23 protein-coding genes are annotated in these 20,719 nt (G+C 62.9%); 12 read left to right on the top strand and 11 right to left on the bottom strand.

All coding sequences use genetic code 11. The features are described from left to right. Positions 1–1,200 carry a tyrosine--tRNA ligase gene (tyrS, locus tag N5C91_RS30935; RefSeq protein ID WP_236172585.1) on the bottom strand — a complete coding sequence of 400 codons (1,200 nt, stop codon included), beginning with the start codon at positions 1,198–1,200 and terminating at the stop codon, positions 1–3. 182 nt (positions 1,201–1,382) lie between these two features. Between tyrS and N5C91_RS30930 the strand changes: the two genes are divergently transcribed. Together N5C91_RS30930 and N5C91_RS30925 are read left to right on the top strand one after the other, a co-directional pair. After that, the gene (locus N5C91_RS30930) at positions 1,383–2,828 is read left to right on the top strand and encodes a peptidoglycan DD-metalloendopeptidase family protein (protein WP_236201396.1); all 1,446 of its coding nucleotides are present in this window, start codon (positions 1,383–1,385) and stop codon (positions 2,826–2,828) included. A gap of 3 nt (positions 2,829–2,831) precedes the next feature. After that, positions 2,832–3,923, top strand: coding sequence for an anhydro-N-acetylmuramic acid kinase (locus tag N5C91_RS30925; protein WP_279834236.1), 1,092 nt, complete (start codon positions 2,832–2,834; stop codon positions 3,921–3,923). Positions 3,924–3,981: 58 nt separating this feature from the next. On the opposite strand, the gene erpA is transcribed toward N5C91_RS30925, so the two are convergent. The 3 genes from erpA to N5C91_RS30910 all read right to left on the bottom strand — a co-directional run bounded on the left by erpA (position 3,982) and on the right by N5C91_RS30910 (position 6,863). Beyond that, positions 3,982–4,332, bottom strand: a complete 351-nt coding sequence (gene erpA, locus N5C91_RS30920) for an iron-sulfur cluster insertion protein ErpA (protein WP_236172588.1) — start codon at positions 4,330–4,332, stop codon at positions 3,982–3,984. Between the two features lie 135 nt (positions 4,333–4,467). Further along, positions 4,468–5,502: an N-acetyl-gamma-glutamyl-phosphate reductase gene (argC, locus tag N5C91_RS30915; protein WP_279834234.1), complete on the bottom strand. Its 1,035-nt coding sequence runs from the start codon at positions 5,500–5,502 to the stop codon at positions 4,468–4,470. Positions 5,503–5,585: 83 nt separating this feature from the next. Beyond that, a complete protein-coding gene (locus tag N5C91_RS30910; RefSeq protein ID WP_279834238.1) occupies positions 5,586–6,863 on the bottom strand; it encodes a chloride channel protein in 1,278 nt (425 codons plus the stop codon). A 240-nt stretch (positions 6,864–7,103) separates the two neighbouring features. On the opposite strand from N5C91_RS30910, the gene hemJ reads away from it, so the two are divergent. From hemJ to N5C91_RS30890, 4 genes are all read left to right on the top strand, one after another. Next, the gene (gene hemJ / locus N5C91_RS30905; protein ID WP_236172590.1) at positions 7,104–7,529 is read left to right on the top strand and encodes a protoporphyrinogen oxidase HemJ; all 426 of its coding nucleotides are present in this window, start codon (positions 7,104–7,106) and stop codon (positions 7,527–7,529) included. A 19-nt stretch (positions 7,530–7,548) separates the two neighbouring features. Continuing rightward, positions 7,549–8,517 carry a nitronate monooxygenase family protein gene (locus N5C91_RS30900; protein WP_236201394.1) on the top strand — a complete coding sequence of 323 codons (969 nt, stop codon included), beginning with the start codon at positions 7,549–7,551 and terminating at the stop codon, positions 8,515–8,517. A 105-nt stretch (positions 8,518–8,622) separates the two neighbouring features. After that, positions 8,623–9,723 carry a DUF805 domain-containing protein gene (locus N5C91_RS30895; RefSeq protein WP_279834230.1) on the top strand — a complete coding sequence of 367 codons (1,101 nt, stop codon included), beginning with the start codon at positions 8,623–8,625 and terminating at the stop codon, positions 9,721–9,723. Positions 9,724–9,778: 55 nt separating this feature from the next. Next, positions 9,779–10,567, top strand: coding sequence for an SDR family oxidoreductase (locus N5C91_RS30890; protein ID WP_279834229.1), 789 nt, complete (start codon positions 9,779–9,781; stop codon positions 10,565–10,567). Between the two features lie 6 nt (positions 10,568–10,573). On the opposite strand, the gene N5C91_RS30885 is transcribed toward N5C91_RS30890, so the two are convergent. Beyond that, on the bottom strand, positions 10,574–12,055 hold the full coding sequence (locus N5C91_RS30885) for an AAA family ATPase (RefSeq protein WP_236201391.1): 1,482 nt from the start codon (positions 12,053–12,055) through the stop codon (positions 10,574–10,576). Between the two features lie 94 nt (positions 12,056–12,149). Here N5C91_RS30885 and N5C91_RS30880 point away from each other — a divergent pair, with 94 nt between their 5' ends. The 3 genes from N5C91_RS30880 (at position 12,150) to N5C91_RS30870 (ending at position 14,136) form a co-directional block, all read left to right on the top strand. Beyond that, positions 12,150–12,488 (top strand): histidine triad nucleotide-binding protein, encoded by a 339-nt coding sequence (locus N5C91_RS30880; RefSeq protein ID WP_138525632.1) that lies wholly within the window; start codon positions 12,150–12,152, stop codon positions 12,486–12,488. A gap of 102 nt (positions 12,489–12,590) precedes the next feature. Then, the gene (gene coq7, locus N5C91_RS30875) at positions 12,591–13,238 is read left to right on the top strand and encodes a 2-polyprenyl-3-methyl-6-methoxy-1,4-benzoquinone monooxygenase (protein ID WP_279834228.1); all 648 of its coding nucleotides are present in this window, start codon (positions 12,591–12,593) and stop codon (positions 13,236–13,238) included. Positions 13,239–13,380: 142 nt separating this feature from the next. After that, positions 13,381–14,136, top strand: a complete 756-nt coding sequence (locus tag N5C91_RS30870; RefSeq protein WP_279834227.1) for a carbonic anhydrase family protein — start codon at positions 13,381–13,383, stop codon at positions 14,134–14,136. A 56-nt stretch (positions 14,137–14,192) separates the two neighbouring features. Here the strand turns inward: N5C91_RS30870 and speD are convergent, their stop codons facing one another. Continuing rightward, the gene (gene speD, locus N5C91_RS30865) at positions 14,193–14,987 is read right to left on the bottom strand and encodes an adenosylmethionine decarboxylase (protein WP_138525630.1); all 795 of its coding nucleotides are present in this window, start codon (positions 14,985–14,987) and stop codon (positions 14,193–14,195) included. Positions 14,988–15,211: 224 nt separating this feature from the next. After that, the gene (locus tag N5C91_RS30860) at positions 15,212–15,634 is read right to left on the bottom strand and encodes an OsmC family protein (RefSeq protein WP_015475289.1); all 423 of its coding nucleotides are present in this window, start codon (positions 15,632–15,634) and stop codon (positions 15,212–15,214) included. Between the two features lie 375 nt (positions 15,635–16,009). Between N5C91_RS30860 and crp the strand changes: the two genes are divergently transcribed. Then, positions 16,010–16,657 (top strand): cAMP-activated global transcriptional regulator CRP, encoded by a 648-nt coding sequence (gene crp / locus N5C91_RS30855; protein WP_024763566.1) that lies wholly within the window; start codon positions 16,010–16,012, stop codon positions 16,655–16,657. A gap of 143 nt (positions 16,658–16,800) precedes the next feature. Here crp and trpC read toward each other — a convergent pair whose 3' ends face one another. Genes trpC through N5C91_RS30840 form a run of 3 tightly spaced genes read right to left on the bottom strand, consistent with a single transcriptional unit; the run spans position 16,801 to position 19,276 of the window. After that, positions 16,801–17,637, bottom strand: coding sequence for an indole-3-glycerol phosphate synthase TrpC (trpC, locus tag N5C91_RS30850; protein WP_279834224.1), 837 nt, complete (start codon positions 17,635–17,637; stop codon positions 16,801–16,803). After that, the gene (gene trpD / locus N5C91_RS30845; protein WP_279834222.1) at positions 17,634–18,683 is read right to left on the bottom strand and encodes an anthranilate phosphoribosyltransferase; all 1,050 of its coding nucleotides are present in this window, start codon (positions 18,681–18,683) and stop codon (positions 17,634–17,636) included. The genes trpC and trpD overlap by 4 nt, the downstream gene beginning before the upstream one ends. Next, the gene (locus tag N5C91_RS30840) at positions 18,680–19,276 is read right to left on the bottom strand and encodes an aminodeoxychorismate/anthranilate synthase component II (RefSeq protein WP_236172600.1); all 597 of its coding nucleotides are present in this window, start codon (positions 19,274–19,276) and stop codon (positions 18,680–18,682) included. Before N5C91_RS30840 ends, trpD begins: the two co-directional genes overlap by 4 nt. A gap of 557 nt (positions 19,277–19,833) precedes the next feature. Here N5C91_RS30840 and N5C91_RS30835 point away from each other — a divergent pair. Next, complete coding sequence (locus N5C91_RS30835; RefSeq protein ID WP_279834220.1) at positions 19,834–20,007, top strand: hypothetical protein; 174 nt, start codon at positions 19,834–19,836, stop codon at positions 20,005–20,007. Positions 20,008–20,010: 3 nt separating this feature from the next. After that, positions 20,011–20,508 carry a type II toxin-antitoxin system death-on-curing family toxin gene (locus tag N5C91_RS30830; protein WP_279834218.1) on the top strand — a complete coding sequence of 166 codons (498 nt, stop codon included), beginning with the start codon at positions 20,011–20,013 and terminating at the stop codon, positions 20,506–20,508. A 6-nt stretch (positions 20,509–20,514) separates the two neighbouring features. Here the strand turns inward: N5C91_RS30830 and N5C91_RS30825 are convergent. Beyond that, positions 20,515–20,719, bottom strand: a 205-nt coding sequence (locus N5C91_RS30825) for a hypothetical protein (protein WP_279834216.1), incomplete at its 5' end; no start/stop codon positions are given.

Below are 20,719 nucleotides of genomic sequence, written 5' to 3'. Positions count from 1 at the left end.
TCACTCAGCAACCAGAGAGACGCGCGCGAAGGCCTTCTTGCCAGCCTGCAGCACGTGGGTAGCACCGACCTTGAACACGAAGCTGCGATCTACTACATCGCCATCCACCCGCACGCCACCAGAAGACAGCAGGTCGCGAGCGACTGCAGAGTTCTTCACCAAGCCTGCCTTATTAAGGACGGCACCGATCGGCAGATCTTCTGCCGCCGCCACTTCCACTTCCGGCAGATCTTCCGGCAGCTCGCCTTCCTTGAGACGGTTACCGGCGGACTTGTGCGCCGAAGCAGCAGCTTCTTCGCCATGGAAGCGAGCGACGATCTCTTCAGCCAGCTTGATCTTGATGTCGCGCGGATTGGCGCCAGCCTCTACATCCTTGCGGAAACCATTGATCTCATCCATGGAGCGGAAGCTGAGCAGCTCGAAGTAACGCCACATCAAGGTATCCGGAATGGAGACCAACTTGCTGTACATGACGCCCGGCGCTTCCTGGATACCGATGTAGTTGCCCAAGGACTTGGACATCTTCTTCACGCCGTCCAGACCTTCGAGCAACGGCATGGTCAGGATGCACTGCGGCTCCTGATCGTAGGCACGCTGAAGCTCGCGCCCCATCAGCAGGTTGAACTTCTGATCGGTGCCACCGAGTTCGACGTCGGCTCGCAGCGCTACCGAGTCGTAGCCCTGGACCAGCGGATAAAGGAACTCGTGAATGGCAATGGACTGATTACTGGCATAGCGTTTGCTGAAATCATCGCGTTCCAGCATACGTGCAACAGTGTACTGGGAGGCCAGTCGAATGAAATCAGCGGGGGAAAGCTGGTCCATCCAGGTGGAATTGAAGGCCACCTCGGTCTTCGCGGGGTCCAGGATCTTGAAAACTTGAGCCTTGTACGTCTCGGCATTGTCGAGAACCTGCTCGCGGGTGAGGGGTGGGCGGGTAACACTTTTCCCGCTCGGGTCACCGATCATCCCAGTGAAGTCACCGATCAGGAAGATCACCTGATGGCCCAGATCCTGGAACTGCCGCAGCTTATTAATAAGAACGGTATGGCCCAGGTGCAGGTCGGGGGCGGTCGGGTCGAAGCCGGCCTTGATACGCAGGGGCTGGCCGCGCTTGAGCTTTTCGATCAGCTCGGCCTCCACGAGAATTTCGTCTGCTCCGCGCTTAATCAGCGCCAGCTGCTCTTCGACCGACTTCATTGCAGGTTCCTGTACGTTGCGAATTGCGAAAGGGAACCAACGATACAAGAACAGGCACTAAAAACAAGTTTTGCCCAGCGCCAGAGGACAGGACGTCAGAAGCCCGACATCAGGGTTGCTTCAGAGGGAATTTGGTTATATTTTAGGCAGTTATTTCACATTCCAAAAACACCACTCATGCCATGACGCAATCCAATCAGAAAGCGCCGTACTACCCGAAGAGCCATCTGCTCGCCGCAAGCGGTGTAGCAGCGCTCCTCAGCCTGGCTCTGCTGGTGTTCCCCTCGGCCGAGGTCGAGGCGAAGAAGACCACGCTCAATCTCGAGCTGGAAAGCGGTACCGAGCAGATCCTTCAGGAAAAAGACGATCTTCGACCCAACGCGGTCACGGAAGACGACGGCTCTTCGCCTTTTGCACAGATCGAAGGCCAGCCGGATAACCAGAACAGCGCCGGAAAAGACGCGGAAAAGAACAACGATCTCGCCGATTCGAAGCAGCAACCCTCCCCCTCCGCTCCCGCAGAACCTGCGTGGAAGAGCGTGACCGTGGGCAAGGGCGACACTCTTTCCAACGTGTTCGCGAAAGCCGGCCTGCCGGCTAATGCCGTGCACGACATGCTTGCCGCCAACAAGGACGCCAAGCAGTTCACCCGTCTCGATGTCGGCCAAGACGTGGACTTCCTCATTGATTCCAAGGGCGAGTTGCAAGGCCTGAAGGTCAAGCGCAGCGATCTGGAGACCATCAGCCTGGCCAAGTCCGCCAAGGGCTATGACTTCAAGCGCGACCTGGTGAAACCTTCGGTCCATGCCAACTATGCCCACGGCCGCATCGACAGCTCCCTGTTCGTCGCCGGCCGCAATGCAGGGTTGTCCCACGACCTGATCATGTCGATGGCCAACGTTCTGGGCTACGACATCGATTTCGCCCAGGATATTCGCCAGGGCGACGAGTTCGACGTGATCTACGAATCGCAGCAGGTGAAGGGCAAGCAGGTCGGCACCGGCAGTATCCTGGCCGTCCGCTTCGTCAACCGCGGCAAGGAATACACCGCGGTGCGCTACACCAACAAGCAAGGCAACACCAGCTACCTGCGCGCCGACGGCAGCAGCATGCGCAAAGCGTTCATCCGCACGCCGGTGGACTTCGCGCGTATCAGCTCGCGCTTCTCGATAGGGCGTTTCCATCCGATCCTGAACAAGATTCGTGCACACAAGGGCGTGGACTACGCAGCGCCGATTGGCACGCCGATCAAGGCGACCGGCGACGGAAAGATCCTCGAAGCCGGGCGCAAGGGTGGCTACGGCAACGCCGTGGTGATTCAGCACGGCCAACGCTATCGCACCGTATATGGCCACATGAGCCGTTTCGCCAAGGGCATTCGCTCCGGCGTTGCCGTGAAGCAAGGCCAGATCATCGGCTACGTCGGCATGACCGGCCTCGCCACTGGCCCGCACCTGCACTACGAGTTCCAGGTCAACGGCCAGCACGTCGATCCACTGAGCGCCAAGCTGCCGACAGCCGACCCGCTGACTGGTCCGGAGCGCAAGCGCTTCATGGCGCAGGCGCAACCGCTGATCGCGCGCATGGACCAGGAGAAGGCAACCTTCCTGGCCCTGAACAAGCGCTGATCGATGCCGCTCTATCTGGGAGTGATGTCCGGCACCAGTCTCGACGGACTGGACATCGCTCTGATCGAGCAAGGCGAGCAGACCACTCTGCTCGCCTCTCACTACCTCCCCATGCCTGCAGCGCTGCGCGCCGATCTCCTGGCACTCTGCTCCTGCGGCCATGACGAAATCGCCCGCTCCGCCCTCGCGGAAAACAGCTGGGTACGTCTGGTTGCACAAGGCGTCAACGAGCTCCTCGCTCGGGAGAGCCTGGGCAGCAACTCGATTCGTGCTATCGGCAGCCACGGCCAGACCATTCGCCACGAGCCGCACCTGGGCTTCACCGTGCAGATCGGCAATCCGGCATTGCTGGCCGAACTGACCGGGATCGATGTGGTGGCCGACTTCCGCCGCCGCGACGTCGCTGCCGGTGGCCAGGGTGCGCCACTCGTTCCTGCCTTCCACCAGGCATTGTTCGGCAGCGATCACCGCGAGTGCGCGATCCTCAATGTCGGCGGCTTCAGCAACGTCTCGCTGCTGAGCCCCGGACAGCCAGTCCGAGGCTTCGATTGTGGCCCAGGCAATGTGCTGCTGGATGCCTGGATTCAGCAGCAGCGCGGCGAGCCCTATGATCGTGACGGCGCCTGGGCGGCCAGCGGCAACATCGACAAGCGCTTGCTGCAGTCGATGCTGGCGGATGACTTCTTTGCCGCCAAAGGGCCGAAAAGTACTGGCCGCGAACGCTTCAACCTGGCTTGGCTCCAGGCGCTACTGGCCAACCACGGTTCGGTAAACGCCGAGGATGTACAGGCCACGCTGCTGGAGCTGACCGCCCACAGCATTGCCCATGCCCTGCTGGATGCGCAGCCGGGCTGTGAGGAAGTGGTGGTTTGCGGCGGCGGAGCCTTCAACGCAACGCTGATGCAACGCCTTGCTGCGCACATGCCTGGCGCGAGTGTCATCAGCAGCATCGAGCGCGGCGTACCACCGGAGTGGATGGAGGCGATGGCCTTTGCCTGGCTGGCTCATCGCTTCCTCGAGCGCAAGCCCGGCAATTGCCCGGAAGTGACAGCCGCCCAAGGGCCACGCATTCTCGGTGCGCTCTACCCCGCCTGAACCCGCCCGACAAACAAAAACGCCGCGCATCTGCGCGGCGTTTTCGCTTCTACAGCAATCAGATCGAGAAGGACTGGCCGCAGCCGCAGGTGGTCGCTGCGTTCGGGTTCTTGATGACGAACCGCGAACCTTCGAGGCCTTCCTGGTAGTCCACTTCCGCACCGGCGAGGTACTGGAAGCTCATCGGATCGACCACGAGGCTGACACCATCGCGCTCGACGATGGTGTCGTCGTCCGCGGTGTCTTCATCGAAGGTGAACCCGTACTGGAAGCCCGAGCAGCCACCGCCTGTGACGAACACCCGCAGCTTGAGGCGCGGATTGCCTTCTTCGTCGATCAGGTTCTTCACCTTGTTCGCAGCGCCGTGCGAGAACATCAGCGGAGTGGGGGTGAAGGTTTCGATGGTCATGGTGAAAACTCTCCCGGCCGAAGCCGTACGTTACAACATTGCGGACCATTATCCGCTTACCCCAGAAAAACGGTCAACTAATCCGACTCATCCATTGGTCCAGATCAATTGGCCGCCTTCCGCGGCAGTCTTTCCTTACGGCAGCAGCGCGACGTTGGACAGGCCCAGGTGCTCGTCGAGGCCGAACAGGATGTTCATGTTCTGGATCGCCTGGCCGGATGCGCCCTTCACCAGGTTGTCGATGACCGACAGGATCACCACCAGGTCCCCGCCCTGCGGGCGGTGCACCGCGATGCGGCAAACGTTGGCACCACGCACGCTGCGGGTTTCCGGATGGCTGCCAGCGGGCATCACGTCGACGAACGGTTCGTTGGCGTAGCGCTCTTCATACAGCTTCTGCAGGTCGACACCCCGGTCAGCGACGCGGGCGTACAGGGTCGCGTGGATCCCGCGGATCATCGGCGTCAGGTGCGGCACGAAGGTCAGGCCGACATCGCCCTTGGCTGCGCGGCGCAGGCCCTGGCTGATTTCCGGCAGGTGACGATGGCCCTTCACCGAGTAGGCCATCATGCTTTCGCCGGCTTCGCAGAACAGCGAACCCACCTTGGCGCCACGGCCGGCACCGCTGACGCCGGACTTGCAGTCGGCGATCAATTGGCTGGCGTCAGCCAGGCCGTTCTCCAGCAACGGAATGAAGCCGAGCTGGGTGGCGGTCGGGTAGCAGCCGGGGACGGCGATCAGACGTGCAGACTTGATGGCCTCACGGTTCACTTCCGGCAGGCCGTAGACAGCTTCGGGCAGCAGTTCCGGCGCGCCGTGGGGCTGGCCATACCACTTGGCCCACTCTTCGGCGTCCTGCAGACGGAAGTCCGCGGACAGGTCGATCACCCGCGTACCCGTCGCCAGCAGCTCGCCAGCCAGTGCGTGGGCCACACCGTGCGGGGTGGCGAAGAACACCACATCGCACTCGCCCAGGCGCTTCACGTCCGGCACGCTGAAGGCCAGCCCGTCATAGTGGCCTCGCAGGTTCGGGTACATATCGGCAACCTTCATGCCTTCCTCGGAGCGCGAGGTGATCACCTCGACACGCGCCTGGGGATGCTGTGCCAGCAGGCGCAACAGCTCCACGCCCGTGTAACCCGTACCACCTACGATACCAACCTTGATCATCTGCCTGTCACTCCACCATTTGGGCCAAATTCAGGGGCATCCATGATATGAGCCGCTGCCCGGACTGAACAGAGTGAAATTACCTAGGTTTGAGACCCTTTGGTCGGAGCCAGGGCTTCCTGCATCTGGCGGGCCAGCGCGTGATAGATGGGTAGCGGCGTCAGGCGCGCGGAAACGCCGCTGGCCAGCAGCGTCGCCGCCAGGATCGGAATCAGCATGTCCGGGCTGTGCGACATCTCGACGGTGATCACCGTGGCCGTCAGCGGAGTGCGCGTTACGCCGGCAAGGTAGGCCGACATTCCCAGCAGCCCGACCGCAGGAAGGCTGGCACCGGGGATCAGCGGTGCCAGCCAGGGCGCCAGGCTGGCACCGACGGTGAGTGACGGCGAGAACAGCCCGCCAGGAATCCCCGCGATGAAGGAGATCACATTGGCAATGAACTTCCACAACAGAAACTCATGCCCCACCACGGGCTGCCCTTCAAGGATGGAGCGGGTCTCCGCGTAACCGGTACCGAACACATGCTGCCCCGAGAGCATCCCGAGCAGCGCCAGCAGGAGACCACAGCCGGCGGCGAAGCGAATCGGCCAGCGCCCGCGCCAGCGGCTGATGAAACTCAGCGGCCCCCGCCGGATGGGCAGGACCAGCCGACAGTAGAGGCCGCCAAGCAACCCGCCGAGCAGGCCGCAGGCGACTACGGCGATCCATGCGGGCCCCAATGGCATGCTCTCGGATAACCGGCCGAAGTAGCTGTAACTTCCCATCAGCCCCAGCGTGACCATGCCGCCCAGCAGCACCGCCGTGAGCACCAGGCCACTGAAACGCTGCTCGAAGGTACGGCTCAGCTCTTCGATGGCGAAAACCACACCGCCCAGGGGCGTGTTGAAGGCCGCCGCGATACCGGCAGCGCCGCCGGCAATGATCAGTCCGGACACCGTGCGCTTGTCGTAAAGGCCCAGGCGCCGGCCGAAGGAATACATCAGCGCGGCTCCAATATGCACCGTCGGCCCTTCACGTCCCGCTGAGGCGCCTACCAGCAATGCCAGCAAGGTGAGGAACAACTTGCCTGCGGCGATCGGCAGCGACAGCAAGGCGTTGCGCGTCCGACTGCTGCGCATCTCCAGCGCCACGATGACTTGCGGAATGCCGCTGCCGCGGGTGTTCTTCAGCGCCCCTTGGGTCAACCACACCAGGCCGGCGAAGCCCAGGGGACAGAGCAACCAGGGCCACCAGCGGTTGTGCGCGACCACGGCACGGAAGGTCGCGCTGGCCAGGTCCGCCAGATGGGCGAAGGCCAGCGCGACAAGCCCTACCAGCAGAGCGCCAAGCCAGAACGCCAGGGTCCGCCGCCATCGCCGCAGCAAGGGATGCCTGGCGATTGAGCGTTTCAGGATCTGGCGCGGCGAGGTTTCGGCGGGAGGTTCAGACGGCGTGAGGTCGGACATGAGCAGCAGCCTGGCATCTTCCGGATGCCATACGGCGCGCGCGGCAATGCGCCACGGACGGGACAGGCGATAACGCCCCCTGTGTATATAGATGCGGGATGACTCCATTGCACGGCGCCACTACTATCGGCTCAACCGTGATCCGAGGAAATCCCGATGCTTTACCTGTGGTTGAAAGCCTTTCACATCATTGCCGTGGTCTGCTGGTTCGCCGGCCTTTTCTATCTCCCGCGCCTCTTCGTCTACCACGCCATGAGCGAGGACGCAGCCAGCCGCGAACGCTTCTGCATCATGGAACGCAAGCTGTACCGCGGCATCATGGGCCCGTCGATGATCCTTACCATCGTCCTCGGCGCCTGGATGCTCTATCTCAATCCGGCCTGGCTGACCCAGGGCTGGATGCACGCCAAGCTGACCCTGGTGGTGCTGCTGATCGGCTATCACCACGCCTGCGGCGCCATGCTCAAGCGCTTTGCCCGCGGCGAAAACGGCCGCAGCCACGTGTTCTACCGCTGGTTCAACGAGGTGCCGGTGCTGTTCCTGCTTGCCATCGTGATCCTGGTAGTCGTCAAACCCTTCTGACCCCGACAAGGAAACTGCCATGTCCCTGCCTGCCCTGCTCGACCGCCGCCTGCGCATTCCGCTGGTAGCGGCCCCGATGTTCCTGGTCTCCACCCCGCAACTGGTCCTGGCCTGCTGCAAGAGCGGTATCGTCGGCAGCTTCCCGGCGCTGAACCAGCGCGAGAGCAGCGGCTTCAAGGCCTGGCTGGAAGAAATCGAGGCGGGCCTCGCCGCCGATCCGCAGGCTGCCCCGTATGCGGTCAACCTGATTGTCCACAACACCAACCCGCGGCTGCAGGCCGACCTGAAACTCTGCGTCGAGCACAAGGTGCCCATCGTCATTACCAGCCTGGGCGCAGTGCGCGAGGTGGTGGACGCCGTACACAGCTATGGCGGCCTGGTATTCCATGACGTCACCACGCGCCGGCACGCCGAGAAGGCGGCAGAAGCCGGGGTCGACGGCCTGATCGCCGTTGCCGCCGGCGCCGGTGGCCACGCCGGCACCTGGAGCCCCTTCGCGCTGGTCGCCGAGATCCGCCAGTTCTTCGACAAGACCCTGCTGCTGGCCGGCTGCATCAACCATGGCCACGAGATCCTCGCCGCCCAGGTGCTGGGAGCCGACCTCGCCTACCTCGGCACCCGCTTCATCGCCACCCGCGAGAGCGCCGCCTCCGAGGACTACAAGCACATGCTGCTCGACGCTCGCGCTGCCGACATCATCCACACGCCCGCCGTCTCCGGCGTGCCGGCCAGCTTCATGCGGCAGAGCCTGGAGGCCGCCGGCTTCGACATGCAGCGGCTGAACGACAAGGGCGCGCTCAACTATGGTGAGAAGCTCAAGCCGGTGAGTGACGAGGCCAAGGCTTGGAAGACCGTGTGGTCCGCCGGCCAGGGTGTTGGCGACATCCGCGACCTGCCGGCGGTGGGCGACCTGATCGCCCGACTCGACCACGAGTACCGCCAGGCCCTCACCCGCAGCGCGGGGCTGTCCAATCAACTGCTGGTCTGAGCTGCGGCACCGCTCACGATATATCCGCCGGGGCTGCTTGTTGGCCTCCGGCGGCCCGATTACGCTGTAGCGATTCCAACATAGCCAGAAGACAAGGATGCCCCGATGGACCAATCCCGCTTCAAGATCGTGTTCGACGGCGCGCTGATGCCGCAGACGCCGCTGGAGACTGCCAAAGAAAATCTCGCTCGCCTGTTCAAGAGTGATGCCTCGAAGATCGATGCGCTGTTCAGTGGCCAGCCGGTCGTGCTCAAGCGCGATCTGTCCGGCGACGAAGCCGACAAATACCTGCGCGCGCTCCATGGCGCCGGCGCCAACGCCCGCAAGGAAGCCGAAGGCATTGCCGGCTTCAGCCTGGTAGAGACCGAAGACCACCCCAGCGAAGCGACCCTGGCCGCCCGCGCGGCCGGTGAAGCGGCCAGCAGCGAGCGGATGACCTGCCCCAAGTGCGGGCATGAGCAAGCCAGCGCCATCGAATGCAGCGCGTGCGGCATCGTCATCGAGAAATACCTCGCGCGCCAGGCCGAGCTGGCAGCCAACCCGGCCCCCACCGCCGCGCCCGCGAGCCCCGCCACGGCAGCATCGCCCTATGCGCCGCCCCAGGCACAGGTCGGCGACGACCTGCCGGAGTTCGGCGAACTGAAAGTCCGCAGCCTGTCCGGCCGGATCGGACGCGTGCGCTACCTCGGCTGGTCTGCCGCACTCTCCTTCATCGCCTTCGGCGCGTACCTGCTCGCCAGCCTGCTGATGGCCGTGTCGCTGCCCCTGGGCGTGGTGGCTATCGCGGTCGTGGTCATTGCCGCCATGGTCTTCAGCGTACCCATTGGCGTACAGCGCCTGCATGACCTGGGCTGGTCCGGCTGGCTCTGGCTCGCGCTGCTGGTACCCTTCGTCAACGCGGTCCTGAGCCTGCTGATGCTGTTCATGCCCGGCGAGCAGACTGCCAACCGCTTCGGCCCGCCGCCGCCGCCCAACAGCACTGGCGTCAAGGTCCTGGCCTTCTCCTGGCTGCTGTTCCCGGTGTTTGGCGGTATCCTCGCCGCCATCGCGATCCCGGCCTACCAGAGCTACGTCGAACGCGCCCAGGCGGCGCAAGCCTCGCAACACCAGCAAGGCGACGAAGCTGCCGATCCGGCGGCTACCGCGGAGCCTTCCGACGGCGACTTCAGCAGTGGCGACAGCGAAGGCGGCGACTCGGATCAGTAATGCAACAACCCGTGGCGGGCGTGGTCGAACGCCACCCCGCCACAGAGACTCCTGAATGCCTCGTTTTGCCCTCATCACCGGCGCTTCCAGCGGAATCGGCCTGGCCCTGGCCGAAGCCCTCGCCCGCCGTGGCCAGGCACTGATCCTGGTGGCGCGCCAGCGCGACGCGCTGGATAGCGCCGCCTGCGAGTTGTCCCAGCGTTTCGGGGTGGAGGTGCTGTTCCGCGTCTGCGATCTGTCCGAACCGCTGCAGATCTCCGGCCTGCTGCACGAACTGGAACAGAGCGGGCGGCACATCGAGCTGCTGGTGAATAATGCCGGGGTCGGCACCTCCGGCGCCTTCATCGACCAGGACTGGTCCCGCGAGCAGGAATTGCTGGAGCTCAACGTGCTGGCCCTGGCGCGCCTGTGCCATGGCATCGGCGCGATGATGGAGCGCAGCGGCGGCGGACGAATTCTCAACGTCGCGTCGCTGGCCAGCCTGTTGCCCGGCCCGTGGATGAGCAGCTACTACGCCAGCAAGGCATTCGTGCTGCACTTCTCCGAAGGCTTGCGCGAAGAGCTCAAAGGTCGCGGCATCAAGGTTTCCGTGCTGTGCCCCGGGCCGACCCGCACCGCCTTCTACCGAAACGCCGGCATGCGCCTGGGCAAGCTCGGCGACAGCAAGCGAGTGATGTCTCCTGAGGAAGTCGCCTTCCTGGCAGTGAAAGCGCTGCGCCGCGCGCCCGCCCTGATCATCCCTGGCTGGCGCAACCGTCTGTTCGCCTGTGGCTTGCGCCTGCTGCCACGCTGGGTCATGCGCAAGCTGGCCGGACGCATCAATCGCCTGGCGCTGGCCAGCTAGCCAGGCTCAGTCCGCGCGCACCGTGCGACCGTCGGCCCACGCGCGCAGGGCCGCCAACTCCTCGGCCATCACCACCGACAGCGGCGCGGTACGGCGAATTTCCTCCAGCAGCAACGCCTGGTCCACAGACTTCTGCCGAGCCTGCGCGGCATAGAACGCGCCAACCACTGCCTGCTCGATTTCCGCGCCGGAGAATCCTTCGCTGGCAGCGGCCAGTTCATCCAGTTCGAACTGGGTCGCGTCCAGCTCACGACGCTGCAGATGGATGCGGAAGATATCCTGGCGTACCTCGTCATCCGGCAGGTCGACGAAGAACAACTCGTCGAAACGCCCCTTGCGCACCAGCTCCGGCGGTAGCCGATCGATGGCGTTCGCGGTGGCCACCATGAACACCGGCGCCTTGCGCTCAGCCATCCAGGTCAGCAACGTGGCCAGAACGCGCTGACTGACGCCGTTGTCCTGGTCACCGGTGGCCACGCCCTTCTCGATCTCGTCCGCCCAGAGCACACAGGGCGCCATGCTGTCCGCCAGGCGCAAGGCCTCGCGCAGGTTGCGCTCGGTCTCGCCGAAGTACTTGTTGTAGAGGCTACCGAAATCCAGGCGCAGCAACGGCAAGCCCCACAGCCCGGCAACAGCCTTGGCCGCCAGGCTCTTGCCGCCGCCCTGCACACCCACCAGCAACACGCCCTTGGGCAGGTCCTTGTCCTTGCTCTCGGTAAAAGCGCTCTGCCGCTCACCCAGCCAGCGTTTGAGATTGGCCAGCCCGCCCACTTCGGCGAAACGTGCGGTGTCGTGCTCGAAACTGAGGACACCGTCGAGGTTGAGCAGCTCGAACTTGGTGCGATTGAGCTCCGGCAGGTCTTCCTGGGTGATCGCGCCGTCGTTGCAGATCACACTGCGCGCCAGCAATCGGGCCTCACCGTGGGTCAGGCCGCGCAGGTTCTTCACCACCTGGCGCAGCGTGCGATTGTCCGTTCGTACCCGAGCGCCCTTGTTGCGCTCGCTCCAGCGGCTTGCTTCCTCGCGCACCAGGCCGACCAGTTCGTCCTCGGAAGGCAGCGACAGCGCGAAACGCGCGGCGAAGCGCTGCACTTCGGCCGGCAGTTTCAGCGCATGGGAAACCAGCACCACCGTGGGGCGGAAATTGCCCTCGGCCATGGCGATCTCCTTGAGCAGACGCACGGCACGCGGGTTATCTGCCAGATAGGGATGCAGATCGCAGAGCACATAGAGGTTGGGCTGCGGGTCGGCCTTGATCAGCCGCAGGGCAGTTTCCGCCTCGCGGCTATCGCCCTCGCCCTGGGCTTCGCCACCAAAACCGAGGCGCTGCAGGCCTTCGGTCGCCGACCACAGCTGCAGGTTGAGCCCACGGCGCACGGCCAGCCCGGTCAGGGTTTCCAGCACCCGGGGTTCGTCCCAGGATTCGATGACGATCAGCTTGACCCTGGAATCCAGCACCAGGCCCAGATCATGAATATCGTTCTGCACGCTCGCTCCTTGCGTTGGCCGCCCCGGAACTGGGCGCGGCGGTCGACGGCCGCTAAACTCCTTCTCCTACCCACTATGACTGGAGGAGCACTTCGTGGACTGTCTGTTCTGCAAGATCGTCGCCGGGGAAATTCCCGCGCGCAAGCTCTATGAAGATGACCAGGTGATCGCCTTCCACGACATCGGCCCGCAAGCGCCGGTGCATTTCCTGGTGATCCCGAAGAAGCACGTGTCCACCCTCAACGACCTGAGCGAAGCGGACAAGCCGCTGGCCGGGCACATCCTCTTCACCGCCCAGCGCCTGGCGAAGGAGCAGGGCTGCGACGAGGGCTTCCGCGTGGTGATGAACTGCAACGACCTGGGTGGCCAGACCGTGCACCACATTCACATGCACGTGTTGGGTCAGCGCCAGATGCACTGGCCGCCGGGCTGATCGCCGACCAGTCGACACCAAGAAGCTGCGCGCACCTCGGCAAGACCTGTCATCCGCCATCCGGTAAACTGCCGAACGAATGTTCCTACTCGGAGGTGCGCCATGTCCGCCGACCGTCACTACTCTCCCGCCGACCGTTTCCTGCTGCAGGCCGATGCCGCACTGCGTACCCTGCTGCCGTTCAGTGGCCATCCGGGGCGTCCGTCGCCCGCCATCGTCCAGCCCGACGCCGAGCTCAGCGAGACCGATGCCCGCCATGTTGCCGGCCTGATGCGCATCAACCACACCGGCGAGGTCTGCGCCCAGGCGCTGTACCAGGGGCAGGCACTGACTGCCAAGTTGCCGAAAGTACGCAAGGCGATGGAAGAAGCGGCCGACGAGGAAGTCGATCATCTCGCCTGGTGCGAACAACGCATCCGCGAGCTGGGCAGCCGCCCGAGTGTGCTCAATCCGCTCTTCTACGGACTGTCCTTTGGTGTTGGCGCAGCCGCCGGGCTGATCAGCGACCGCGTCAGCCTGGGGTTCGTCGCCGCCACGGAAGACCAGGTGTGCAAGCATCTGGACGAACACCTGGCGGAAATTCCCGCCGCAGACCAGAAGTCCCGCGCCATCCTCGAACAGATGCGCGAAGACGAGGAGCACCACGCCACCAGCGCCATCGAGGCCGGCGGCCTGCGCTTCCCCGCGCCGGTGAAGTTCGGCATGACGCTGCTGTCCAAAGTGATGACCAAGTCCACCTACCGAATCTGACCCTCTCCGGGCCGATGAATCGGCATCGGCCCGGATATCTCTCTATCTAGCGCAGGAAAATCCCTAAGCTTTTCCCTACACCTTCCGCGCAGCCAATGCTGGGAGGATGCTGCTCCGGCTGTTCACCCCAACCGGAGTTTCCATGCGCTTCACTACCTGTTTTTCCTACCTTATCGCCCCACTCTGCCTCGCCCTTTCCACCGCCCACGCCACCGACGCCCACTGGGCATACACCGGCGACCAGGGCCCGGCGCACTGGGGTGAGCTGGGCAGCGCTCTTTGCGCCAGCGGGCACGAGCAGTCACCGATCGATGTGGAAAAGTCCCGGACGCAGCCACAGAAAGTCGACGCCGCAGAACTGAAGCTGCATTACGGCAAGACATCGCTCAAGCTGATCAACAACGGCCACACCATCCAGGCCAGTGCCGCCGACGGCGACACGCTGACCTACAAGGGCACCGACTACCGCCTTGTGCAGTTCCATTTCCACACGCCCAGCGAGCATCAGTTCAACCACCAGTCCTACCCCATGGAAATGCACCTGGTGAACCAGGACAAGGACGGGCACCTGCTGGTGCTTGGCCTGATGATCAAGGAGGGCCGAGCGAACAAGGAACTGGCCAACCTGTGGAAGCGCCTGCCACCCCAGGAAGGCAAGGAAGCACAACTCGCCGCGAAGTCCGCCCCCGACCTCGCCAAGCTGGTTCCCAGCGCCAGCCACCACCTGTACTACCACGGCTCGCTCACCACGCCGCCGTGCACCGAGGGTGTGCAGTGGGTGCTGTTCGAGCAACCCATCGAGATGTCGAAGCAGCAGATCGGGCAATTCCACAAGCTGTTCCCGGACAACCACCGTCCGACACAGAGCGCCACCAGCCGCGAGGTCGGTGAGGACTGACTGACCGGCAATGAAAAAGGGCACCCTTGGGTGCCCTTTCTCATCCTGCGGAGAAATCAGCGCGGCATGTTGCGCGCATAGAAGATCTCCAGCATCTCGTGCCTGACACGCTCTTCCACCTGCTTGCGCTGCTCGGGCGACAGGTTGCGGGTCGCATCGCCGAACAGGTAGTTGTCCAGGTCGAACTCCTTGAGCAGCATCTTGGTGTGGAACAGGTTCTCCTGGTACACGTTCACGTCGGTCATCTGGTAGGCCTCGTACGTGTCGTCGGAGAGATAGTTCTGGATCGAGTTGATCTCGTGGTCGATGAAGTGCTTCTTCCCTTCCACGTCACGGGTAAAGCCGCGCACGCGGTAATCCACGGTGACGATATCCGAATCGAACTGGTGGATGAGGTAGTTGAGCGCTTTCAGCGGCGAGATGACGCCGCAGGTCGACACATCGATGTCCACCCGGAAGGTCGCGATGCCTTCCACCGGATGGATCTCCGGATAGGTGTGTACGGTGATATGGCTCTTGTCGAGGTGCGCCAGGATGGTTTCCGGTAGCGGCCCCGGGGATTCCTCGATCTGGCTATCGGTCGGGGTGACCGGCTGCTCGGAGATCAGGATGGTCACGCTGGCGCCTTGCGGATCGTAATCCTGACGGGCGATGTTCAGGATGTTTGCGCCAATGATGTCGACAACATCGGTGAGGATCTGCGTGAGACGTTCGGCATCGTACTCTTCGTCGATGTACTGCACGTAAGCCTGCTGGTCTTCAGGCGTCTCGGCGTAGCAGATGTCATAGATGTTGAAGCTCAAGGTCTTCGTCAGGTTGTTGAACCCGTGGAGCTTGAGTTTGCTTTTCACCGTGGGATAACTCTCATCAAATGCGGCTCTGCCGCGTGGTTGAGCATGCCCGTCAGATGCGTACGGCAGCACCTGCGTAGGACGGTTTACACCTCTTCGCGATGGCGATTGTGGTTTCTGGTTTCGGGCGGAAGGCCCTGAAAAAAGGTGGCGCATTATGCAGAGGTCAGACGACCTCTGCCAGATTTTGCGCACCCTTGATGATGAAAGGATGAACGAGGCTGTCAGCCCAGTTCCACGATCTCGTAATCGTGGGTGATCTCTACGCCGGCGCGGCCGAGCATGATCGAGGCGGAGCAGTATTTCTCGGCCGACAGCTCGACCGCACGCTTGACCTGCGCTTCCTTCAGACCACGGCCCTTGACCACGAAGTGCACGTGGATCTTGGTGAACACCTTCGGGTCTTCATCGGCACGCTCGGCCTCGAGGAAGGCCTCGCAGCTTTCCACTGGCTGACGACCCTTTTTCAGGATGCTGACCACGTCGAAGTTGGTGCAGCCACCCAGGCCGAGCAGGAGCATCTCCATGGGACGCACGCCCAGATTGCGGCCACCGGCATCCGGCGGGCCATCCATAACCACGACGTGGCCGCTGCCGGATTCGCCGAGGAACATGGCCTCGCCCGCCCACTGGATTCGCGCTTTCATTGCAAGGAACTCCGCCGGAAAAAAAGGGGCGACAGCTTATCACAGCCCTCTAGCACGCCCAGTGGGAGCGATGGCTGTTACCCAGGTCTCATTTCCACACGGCGAGTATGCATTTATCGCTTAAGCTGGCGCCGGTTTACTGGCACACTCTCAGAAATTGCCTACACGAACGTTCCAGACTTCCGATTGCTGGTAACACGTCGTCTGTTAAGCTCTTGCTGATTTACGTACACGCAAGACTGCTCAGCAAGGCAATCACGCCGCCCTGGGGATCGAGGGGGATCGCGCCAGGGATGCACGGCACCACAGCTGAACATAAAAAATCATTAGCGCCTGTAGTGCAAAGGCCACTCTTATACTTTCCGGGACTCGGGCATGGTAGCTATTACCCTCACACCCAAAATCAAGAACCTCGACAAGTTGCTCGCGCACTGTCATCGCCGCCGCTTCACCGCCAAGAGCACCATCATCTACGCCGGTGACCGCTGCGAGAGCCTGTTCTTCATCATCAAGGGGTCGGTAACCGTCCTGATCGAGGATGACGATGGCCGCGAGATGATCATCGGGTACCTCAACACTGGCGACTTCTTCGGCGAGATGGGACTCTTCGAGAAAGAAGGCAGCACCGGCCAGGAGCGCAGCGCCTGGATTCGCGCCAAGACCGAATGCGAAGTCGCCGAGATCAGCTACGCGAAGTTCCGCGAACTGAGCCAGCAGGATCCGGAGATTCTCTTCACCCTGGGCAGCCAGATGGCGGACCGCCTGCGCAAGACCACGCGCAAGGTTGGCGACCTGGCCTTCCTCGATGTCACCGGCCGCGTTGCGCGTACCCTGCTGGACCTGTGCCAGCAGCCGGACGCCATGACTCACCCGGACGGCATGCAGATCAAGATCACCCGCCAGGAGATCGGCCGCATCGTCGGCTGTTCCCGCGAGATGGTCGGCCGCGTACTAAAGAGCCTGGAAGAACAGGGTCTGGTACACGTGAAAGGCAAGACCATGGTGGTCTTCGGCACCCGCTGAAGCATCCCCAGAAAGCAAAAAAGCCGGCAATCGCCGGCTTTTTTGTTGTCCTGACTCTGTAGGAGCGAGCTTGCTCGCGAACCATTACAGGCCACTACGGCGCCTGGGCAGTTCGCGAGCGAGCTCGCTCCTACAAAGTGCAGTCAGTCCGGATCAGCGCCCAGCTTGACCTTGCTGCGCTCGGGGAAGAACAGGCGCTTGAGCTCGGTGCCCGGCTCCTCGGCGCGCATGAAGGCCTCGCCGACCAGGAAACCGAACACGTCGCTGACTTCCATCAGCTCGACATCGGCACGGTTGAGGATGCCGCTTTCGGTGATCACCATGCGCTCGCGCGGGATCTCCGGCAGCAGGTCCAGGGTGGTCTCCAGGCTTACCTCGAAGGTGTGCAGGTTGCGGTTGTTGATGCCGACCAGCGGGGTGTCCAGGGTCTTCAACGCACGCTCCAGTTCTGCCGCGTCGTGCACTTCCACCAGCACGTCGAGGCCGACGTCCTTGGCCACCGAGGCCAGCTCGGCCATGCGCACGTCATCCAGCGCCGAGACGATCAGCAGGATACAGTCGGCGCCGATGGCACGGGCTTCCACCACCTGGTACGGATCGATCATGAAGTCCTTGCGGATCACCGGCAGCTTGCAGGCCGCGCGGGCTTCCTTCAGGTAGGCATCGCTGCCGAGGAAGAAGTCGATGTCGGTCAGCACCGAGAGGCAGGCAGCGCCACCCTCTTCGTAGCTGCGGGCGATGTCGGCAGGGTCGAAGTTCTCGCGCAGGACACCCTTGCTCGGCGAAGCCTTCTTCACCTCGGCAATGACCGCCGGTTCGCGGCGCTTGGCGCGCTCCAGCAGGGCGTTGGCGAAACCACGCGGGGCATTGGCCGCACGCGCCAGTTGCTCTACCTCGGCAAAGGCGACGCGGGCGCGGCGTTCGGCGACTTCTTCGGCCTTGCGGGCCAGGATCTTCTGCAGAACCGTCGGCACACTCACTGTGCGTTCTCCTCTCGGTAAACGGCGGTGAAGGCCGCCAGCTCTTCCATCTTCTCCCGCGCCAGCCCGGTGTGCAGGGCGTCGTGGGCCAATTGCATGCCTTCGTGCAGGCTGGTGGCCAGGTCTGCGGCGTACAGCGCGGCGCCGGCGTTGAGCACGATCAGCTCGGCGGCCTTCTGCCCGGCCTCGGTCTTGCGACGGCCAAGGGCGTCGCGGATCAGTTCCAGCGACTGCTGCGGGCTGTCCACGGTGAGGCCGATCAGGCTCTGGCTCTTGATGCCGAAGTCTTCCGGCTGCACTTCGTACTCGCTGACCACGCCGTCTTTCAATTCAGCGACGTGGGTGGGCGCGGCGAGACTGAACTCGTCCAGGCCATCGCGCGAATGCACCACCAGGATGTGTTCGCTGCCCAGGCGCTTGAGCACTTCGGTCAACGGGCGGCACAGCGCCTGGCTGAACACGCCGACCACCTGGTGCTTCACACCGGCCGGGTTGGTCAGCGGGCCGAGCATGTTGAACAGAGTACGCAGGCCCAGCTCGCGGCGCGGGCCGGCGGCGTGCTTCATGGCCTTGTGATGAACCTGGGCGAACATGAACCCGACGCCCACGGTCTCGATGCAGCGTTTCACCTGGACCGGCTTTAGATCCAGGTAGATGCCGGCGGCCTCCAGCAGATCGGCACTGCCGCTCTTGCCGGAAACCGCGCGGTTACCATGTTTGGCGACCTTGCCGCCGGCCGCGGCGACCACGAAGGCCGCTGCCGAGGACACGTTGAAGATGTTCGCACCGTCACCGCCGGTGCCAACCACATCGACCACGTGCTTGAGGCTGTCCAGCTCGACCTGGTCGGCCAGCTCGCGCATCACCGCCACGGCGCCGACGATCTCGTCGATGGTCTCGCTCTTCATGCGCATGCCCATGAGGAAGGCGCCGATCTGCGCGTCGGTGCACTGCCCGGTCATGATCTCGCGCATGACGTCCTGCATTTCCTCGGTGGACAGGTCCAGCTGGTTGACCACCCGGTTGAGGGCTTCCTTGATATTCATGCGCGCACCCCGCCGGTCTGCTTGAGGAAGTTGGCCAGCATCTCGTGGCCCTGCTCCGAGAGGATCGACTCGGGGTGGAACTGCACGCCTTCGACGTTCAGCGTCTTGTGGCGCAGGCCCATGATCTCGTCGACCGAGCCGTCTTCCAGCGCCGTCCAGGCGGTGATTTCCAGGCAGTCGGGCAGCGTCTCGCGCTTGACCACCAGGGAGTGATAGCGGGTCTGCGTCAGCGGGTTGTTCAGGCCGGCGAATACACCCTGGTCCTTGTGGAACACCGGGCTGACCTTGCCATGCATGACCTGGCGGGCGCGCACCACGTCGCCGCCGAAGGCCTGGCCGATGGACTGGTGCCCCAGGCACACGCCCAGCAGCGGCAGCTTGCCGGCAAAGCGTTCGATGACTTGCAGGGATACGCCCGCTTCGTTCGGCGTGCACGGGCCGGGAGAGAGGACAATACGCTCGGGGTTGAGCGCGGCGATCTCGTCGACGCTCAGTTCGTCATTGCGAATGACGTGGATGTCGGCCTTCAACTCGGCGAAGTACTGCACCAGGTTGTAGGTAAAGGAATCGTAGTTATCGATCATCAGCAGCATTTTTGCTCTAACCTATTGATTCTTAACGCTTTCGCTGTGTTCCGTCTTTACTGATACCCGCTTATGTACCCGCTATTTTCTCGGCTGGGCTTGGCGGTGCAGGACGGCGGAGAGGGCCCGGCGAAGACCGGGAAAAGAAATGTCAGGCGCGCCAGCGCCAACGGGCGAAAGCCTTGATCAGGGAGGTGATGATGCTGCGGAGGTGGATCACTGTAGCCGTCTCTCTTGCAATGATCGGAACAGTAGCCCACGACCTATGCACGGTGCAATATCACTGTATCGTGTAATCCATCTACTGCCGGGCCAGTGGAGCTTCCGGCAACCATCGAATTTGCGTCGAAATCATGGCGCGGAAATCGCATCTATTTTCGTAGTGAACGAATTTATGACGCGCATCCTCTATTGATTACCACCTATCAGAACGATAGGTCGTAAATTCAACAATCCGTTGACTTGCGCAATTGACATCGAAACAATCGCACCCCATTTTGAAAAGGTGTTACCACTGTTGAAAAAGCAACGGTCGTAACGCCGAAAAATTGGGCACGGAGATAGCCATGGGCCACGCACTGAAAAAATCCGATCGCATTTACATTCCCCCGCGCGACAAGTCCCGCGGCGAGGCAGTGGCGCGTCCGGCTGAAGGTGAGTACCAGGTCCAGCTCGAAAAGGCTTTCTGCATGGCCTTCCAGCGCTATGAAAAGGCGCTTGAGGAGCTGGCCAAGGTATAAGCCATGGCCGAGAAGGACCTCTCCCAGTACGGCGAGATCTGCGAAGGAATTCGCTACCTCACCGGTGACGCGCTGATTTTCATCAACCAGCAACTGATCAGGCTTCAGACCCCGAACGAAATGATCGGGGTCCTGAAGCCTAACGAGCTGTTGTCTTCACAACAGCGCCCAGCTCAAATCCGCTTCTACGAACAGACGAACGACATGTATCGGCTGACGGCTGCGCTGATGGAAAGCATCGTGCGGAATCATCCGTTTGCCAATGCAAACAAGCGCACAGCAGCTGCCGCGGGCTTCCTCTTCCTGCTGATGAATGGCTACGAGCTAACAGCGCCTGGTCATGAGCTGGTAACCATTGTCCTTGGCCTCGCCAATGGCGAGTACAGCTGCGAAGAGCTGGAAAGCTGGCTTGCACATTGGGGCCGCGACTTCGACACGCGCAATCTGAATGCGCCGGACGCCTGGCTGGACATGTTTGCCAAGGCTTTCCAGATCGCCTGACCACCTTCACTGGCACGCCTGCACAGCGGCGCGCAGCTGCACCTCATACCCCTTCCGCTGCTCCAGCTCAGCCAAGAGCGCCCGCACCTTCGTCTGTAGGCTGTCGCCCTTCTGTAGCACCGCGGTAGCCCAGGTCGGCTCCGGCACCTCCGGCGCCCGGCACGGGACCGACACCGGCACTTCGACGCGCACCGTGCGCGGCTCAGGCTCA

This window comes from Pseudomonas sp. GD03903, from assembly GCF_029840045.1.
In the GTDB taxonomy this organism is placed as follows: domain Bacteria; phylum Pseudomonadota; class Gammaproteobacteria; order Pseudomonadales; family Pseudomonadaceae; genus Pseudomonas; species Pseudomonas pseudonitroreducens.
This window is presented reverse-complemented; position numbering and strand designations above follow the sequence as displayed.